We start from the raw sequence: 5,529 nt of genomic DNA on the forward strand, positions 1-5,529 counted from the left end.
CCTACTACAAGGACCCGAAGGTCGCCGCGAAGTTCCAGCTGCCGGAAAGCGCCGACATCGAGTACGTCGTGCTGGACGTCGGCGCGCTGCAGGCGGGCGTGACCGTCAATGCGGACGACGTCAAGAAGTACTACGAAGAGAACAAGGCGCGCTTCACCTCCGACGAGGAACGTCGCGCGAGCCACATCCTGATCAAGGCCGGCTCGGACATGTCGGCGGCGGACAAGGCCAAGGCGAAGGCCAAGGCCGACGAGCTGCTGGCCGAGGCGCGCAAGAACCCGGCCGGTTTCGCCGAGCTGGCGAAGAAGAATTCCGAGGACCCGGGTTCGGCCACGAACGGCGGCGACCTGGACTTCTTCGGCAAGGGCGCGATGGTCAAGCCGTTCGAGGACGCGGTCTACGCGCTGAAGAAGGGCGAGATCAGCAACGTGGTCCAGTCCGACTTCGGTTATCACATCATCATGCTGACCGACCTTCGCGGCGGTCAGGTGCGTCCGTTCGAGACGGTCAAGGCCGGCATCGAAGGCGACCTGCGCCGTGAGCTGGCGCAGAAGCGCTTCACCGAACAGGCGGACAGCTTCACCGACGCGGTCTACAGCGACGCGGATTCGCTGAAGCCGGCGGCCGACAAGTTCAAGCTGACGATCCAGAAGGCGACCGTGCAACGCAAGGCCGCGCCGGACGCGACCGGCGTGCTGGCGTCGCCCAAGCTGCTGGAAGCGGTGTTCGCGGCGGATTCGCTGAAGGACAAGCACAACACGGCCGCGGTCGAGGCGGGCGGCAACCAGCTGGTGTCGGCGCGCGTCGTCGCCTACAAGCCGGCGCGCGTGCCGCCGCTGGCCGAGGTCAAGCCGATGCTGACGATGGCCTGGGTGGCGGATCACGCCGCGCAAGCCGCGAAGAAGGCGGGCGAAGCCCGCCTGGCCGACCTGCAGAAGGGCGGCGACGCCAAGGGTCTGGGCGAGGCGCTGACCGTGTCGCGCGCCAAGCCGGGCGTGCTGCCGCAGAAGGCGCTGGACCAGGTCCTGCGTGCCGATGCCTCGAAGCTGCCGGCGTATGTGGGCGTGGACGCGGGCAACGGCGACTTCCTGGTCGTGAAGATCGACAAGGTCCTGCCGCGCGATCCGGCGCTGATCGATGCGAAGCGGGCGGCGGACCAGTACGCGCGCGCCTGGAGCGCGGTCGAGATGGCCGGCTACTACAACGTGCTCAAGGCCGACTACAAGGCGGCGATCAAACCGGCGGTGCTGAAGGCGACGGCCGCCTCGGCGCCGACGAACTGATCGTTCGCCAGACAAGGCAAAGGGCGGCACTCGCGCGATTCGAAGGTATTCTCAAAAGAATCGCAGAAAGTGCTTCCCACAGAGGAGAAAAGTGGCCATAATCTAAGGCTTCTCCAGTGGTGGCTATAGCTCAGTTGGTAGAGTCCCAGATTGTGATTCTGGTTGTCGTGGGTTCGAGTCCCATTAGCCACCCCACCAAACAAGAAACGCCCGCAAGACGCAAGTCCTGCGGGCGTTTTGCTTGGCGGCCATTGCTGGCCAGTGCTTGGCGGCCTTTGCTTGGCGGCCTCATTCGCCGCCAGGCTCGTCAGCGGACGTAGATGGGCACCACGACCGTGGTCGTGCAGGACAACTTCGCTGGCCTCAGGTCATACGCGGCCGGCACGGGTGCCGAAGGCAGGTTGGGGTAGTTCTTGGCCAGATACGCCGTCACCGCCTCGAGGTTGTCGGTGTAGCGGATGGCGAGCCCACGCCCGTTCTGGGCGGTCGTGTAGCTCACATCCCCCAGATAGACCACCGGCTGGTCCGGTACGGTGAAGACCATGGTCTTGTAGCCGGCGCAGGGCACGAAGTCCTGGCCCAGGACATCCGCGGTGTCCTTGAGACGCCGGACCATCGTGATGGCCAGCACGTCGCCCTTGTGGGCCTTGCCCACCACATACCCGTTGTCAGGGCCGCCGTAGACAGCGGCCAGGCCGAGCGTGTCCTCGCGGAAAACACCGTCCTTGACGGTGCCCGGGAAGACCTTGACCCGGTAGTTTTCCGGAGACACACCCAGCACAAAGAGGGTCTCGCCCGGGCTCACGGTCGTGTTCTTCTCCACTGCCCTGAACGAGGTGCACCCGCTCAACAGGCCGGCCATGGCAACCGCGCCCACCACGCCTTTCATCAGGCGTTTCATTGATCTCTTCATTCGTCCTCCGCTCCCACAGTTTTTGAGTCGCAATGCCTGTCGGTCTGACAAGCCGGCGCAGGACGCTGACAGCCTCCAGCACAGCCCGCCGCCAGCCTGTCATGACACGGCCAGGGCAGCGATTCTGACAGCGGCGTGGACAGTGGGGCACGGTGGGATGACCCGCTTGCCGTTGTCTGGCTTCGGGGAGCTGGAAGCGGGTCGCGACAGCCAGGCGGGCGTCAGAGACCTGCGACCGGGAGGGGCGCCAGCAGCCGGTTGTATTCGTTCTTCACCACGGCGTAGCACTCGCAGGTGCGCTGCTCCAGGCCAGGACGGTCCAGCACGGTGATGTGGCCGCGCCGATAGCGGATGAGTCCGGCGTCCTGCAGATTGCCCGCGGCTTCGGTGACCCCTTCGCGGCGCACGCCCAGCATGTTGGCGATCAGCTCCTGGGTCATGACGAGGTCGTCGCCGTGCAGCCGGTCCAGGCTCAGCAGCAGCCAGCGGCAGAGCTGCTGATCCAGCGAGTGATGCCGGTTGCACACCGCCGTCTGGGACATCTGCGTGAGCAGCGCCTGCGTGTAGCGCAGCAGCAGCTGCATCACCTTGCCGGCGCGGTTGAACTCCTTGAGCATCAGATCGGATCGCAGCCGCAGCAGTTGGCCGGCGCTCTGCACGACGCCGCGGCTGGGCGTGGTCTGGCCGCCCATGAAGAGCGACACCCCGAGCACGCCCTCGTAGCCCACGACGGAGATTTCGGCGGACCCGCCGTCCTCCAGCACGTAGAGCAGCGAGACGATGCAGGTCGTCGGAAAGTAGACGTGGGTCAGTTGTCCGCCGGACTCGTAGAGCACCTCACCGAGCGGTGCCTCCACCGCTTCCAGGTCGGGCAACCATCGGGACAGCTCGTCATCGGACAGCGCGGCGAGGAGTCGGTTCTCACGCGCCAACTCCATGCTCACCATGGGCGCTCCCTTGCGGCGTTGGACCGTCGTTGTTCGAGTATAGGAATGAGACACCCGAGCGGCATCGGGTGAAGCTCCTTGCGAGGCCGGCTGGGTACGGTGGCGCACCGACCTCGCCGACGGATGGGCGCAGGCTGCCACTCAGTCCCTTCATCTTCATCTTCATCTGTCCAGGAGTGCGAATGTCCAAGCGTCAACACGGCAACAAGGAAGCCAAGAAACCCAAGCAGGCGAAGCCGCCCACCCCGTCGCCCGCGATGCCGGGGGCGGTGACGCCCCCGTCCACGCCGTCGCGCGTCGGAAGGCGGTAGAGACGGGCGCCAGAAGAGGAGGATGGAAGAGGACGACGGAAGAGGAGGCGGAGCGGGGGACTATTCCTCCGCCGCTTCACGATTGACCGCGGCTTCGGCCAGCTCCGTCATCAACTCGTCGGCGTCGTACAGGTCGTCGACCGCGTCCTTCAACTGCTGGCTGTCGTCGTCCAGTTCGGGCGCGTTCGCGAAGGCCGCCACCGTGCCGAAGCCGGTGATGCCGTAATGCGTCATGCGCTGGTACTGCGCAATGATGAGCGCGTCCAGCACCGGGCCGTTCTGCGGCGGGTCCTCGAGCACATGCTTGAGCGCCTCGCTGACCAGGCCCTCCATGCCCTTGCAGTGTTCCTTCGAGACCTCCTCGCCCTGGTTGGCGATCAGCGTCTTCAGGAGGTTAGTGTGATCCGCAATGCCGGTTTGCGCCTCTCCGAGCAGCTGCGTCAGCTTCGCGTTGGTCGCCTGCGGCGCGATCTTCTTGAGGGCCTTGGCCATCTGGTCATTGGCGGACCAGAGGTCCTTCAGTTCGCTGATGTAGAGGTCGGAGAGCGAGGAGAGGGTGGCCATGGTGGCGCTCCAGGAAGTGGGGGGAGGTGGGGAGGGCGACGCGTGTCAGGCGTCGCCGGCGCGCGGATGCGCGGAGAAGAAGCAGATCATCTGGCTCGCCGCATCCGGGCCTTGCCAGTCGGCATGAGACCCGCGGCGATCGCCGCCGGACCACGCATGGCCGGCGCCGTCGATGAGCCAGAGCTCGGCGAGCGAGCGCCCATCGGCGGCGACGCGGGTCTTGCGTGTGTAGGCGCGACCGCCTTCGCGACCGTGTTCGACACGTTCGGAGCCCTGGCGGTCAGCGGTCGCGTCGGCGTAGACCTGTTCGCCGTTGAGCGGGTGGACGGTCATATCGCGGGTGCCGTGGAAAACGATCGTCGGCATCGCGCGCGGCGACGAGGCGGCAGGGCGGGAGGCGCCGGGCATCGCCTGACCGGTCCTCATCAGGGCGAGCGCCTCCGGCGCACTGGCCACCGCGCCGCAAGGCAGTCCGGAATGCACGCCCACGGCGGCGAAGAGCTCCGGATAGGTCTGCCCCAGCACCGCCGCCATCGCGCCGCCGGCGGACAGTCCCGCCACATGCACATGCCGCGCATCGACGCGGTGGGTGCTCATGACGTGCTGGGTGAGTGACGCGAGCAGCGCGGGCTCACCGCGCCCGCGCTCCTGGTGTCCGGTCTTGAACCAGTTCCAGCAGCCCTGCGGATTCGTCTTGGCGGACTGCGCCGGATAAAGCACCAGCCAGCCGTGGCGCCGCGCCAGTTCGTTCATGCGGGTCCCGGCGGCGAAGTCGTCGGGGTTCTGCGTGCAGCCGTGCAGCATCAGCAGCAAGGGGCGCGGCAGCGATGGATCGCCGGGCGGCACGTAGAGCTTGTAGTCGATGGATACGCGGCCGCGCGCGTAGGTGGCGGCGAGGAAGCGTTCCTCGTCGATGACCGGCGCGCGCGCCTCGCCTGCCTCACGTGCTTCACGTGCTTCACGTGCCTGCGGCGCGACATGCACCTCGTGAACGATGGGTGGGGCGCGGAGCTCGTTCGCCACGCCGATCTCCACGTGACGATCCTCGATCATGCGCGCCTCGACGTCGATGACGTCGGTGTCCTGCGCGTCGGTGTCGGTGTCGGTCTCAGCCCCGGCTGTCGTATCGACCGCGCCGGCCAAGGCGTTCTGGATGGAGCGCGTGGCCCCCATCAGGTCGCCGCCCCGCGTCTGCAGGGCGGCGCGCGACATCATTCGCTGGAAATCGGGATTCATCACATCACCGGGCGACGTTCTGGCCGTTGGCCGCAGTCCAGCTGCGTTCGAGGTGCTCGGCGTCCTCATCGTTCTTCGCGCGCAGACCCATCAGGATCCCGCCGTTGCGTACGCCTTCCTCGTATTGCTTGACGCGCTCCTCCGGCATGTTCCAGCCGATGAGCGCCCCGATCAGGCCGCCACCGGCCGCGCCGGCGCCGGCACCCGCGGCGGCTGCCGCGAGCGGACCCGCGATCACCAGACCCAGGCCCGGCAACGCGATGCTGGTGCCGATC

Annotated in this window: 6 protein-coding genes, 1 tRNA gene and 1 pseudogene; 3 read left to right on the plus strand and 5 right to left on the minus strand. The window is 67.0% G+C overall.

All coding sequences use genetic code 11. The features are described 5' to 3' along the window. Window positions 1–1,283, plus strand: a 1,283-nt coding sequence (locus VF536_RS26270) for a peptidylprolyl isomerase (protein ID WP_331617897.1), incomplete at its 5' end; no start/stop codon positions are given. A 119-nt stretch (window positions 1,284–1,402) separates the two neighbouring features. After that, window positions 1,403–1,478 (plus strand) — tRNA-His (locus VF536_RS26275). A gap of 112 nt (window positions 1,479–1,590) precedes the next feature. On the opposite strand, the gene VF536_RS26280 is transcribed toward VF536_RS26275, so the two are convergent. Together VF536_RS26280 and VF536_RS26285 are read right to left on the minus strand one after the other, a co-directional pair. Continuing rightward, window positions 1,591–2,172, minus strand: coding sequence for a hypothetical protein (locus VF536_RS26280; protein ID WP_331617898.1), 582 nt, complete (start codon window positions 2,170–2,172; stop codon window positions 1,591–1,593). 245 nt (window positions 2,173–2,417) lie between these two features. Beyond that, a complete protein-coding gene (locus tag VF536_RS26285; protein WP_331617899.1) occupies window positions 2,418–3,143 on the minus strand; it encodes a Crp/Fnr family transcriptional regulator in 726 nt (241 codons plus the stop codon). A 182-nt stretch (window positions 3,144–3,325) separates the two neighbouring features. On the opposite strand from VF536_RS26285, the gene VF536_RS26290 reads away from it, so the two are divergent. Further along, complete coding sequence (locus tag VF536_RS26290; RefSeq protein WP_331617900.1) at window positions 3,326–3,454, plus strand: hypothetical protein; 129 nt, start codon at window positions 3,326–3,328, stop codon at window positions 3,452–3,454. Window positions 3,455–3,514: 60 nt separating this feature from the next. On the opposite strand, the gene VF536_RS26295 is transcribed toward VF536_RS26290, so the two are convergent. From VF536_RS26295 to VF536_RS26305, 3 genes and pseudogenes are all read right to left on the minus strand, one after another. Next, window positions 3,515–4,018 (minus strand): ferritin-like domain-containing protein, encoded by a 504-nt coding sequence (locus tag VF536_RS26295; protein ID WP_331617901.1) that lies wholly within the window; start codon window positions 4,016–4,018, stop codon window positions 3,515–3,517. A gap of 45 nt (window positions 4,019–4,063) precedes the next feature. Then, window positions 4,064–5,254, minus strand: coding sequence for a PHB depolymerase family esterase (locus tag VF536_RS26300; RefSeq protein ID WP_331617902.1), 1,191 nt, complete (start codon window positions 5,252–5,254; stop codon window positions 4,064–4,066). 4 nt (window positions 5,255–5,258) lie between these two features. Further along, a pseudogene (locus VF536_RS26305) lies at window positions 5,259–5,529 on the minus strand (hypothetical protein); the annotation flags it as partial.

Origin of the sequence: Roseateles sp. (assembly GCF_036486225.1) — a bacterium.
Lineage (GTDB): Bacteria > Pseudomonadota > Gammaproteobacteria > Burkholderiales > Burkholderiaceae_C > Roseateles.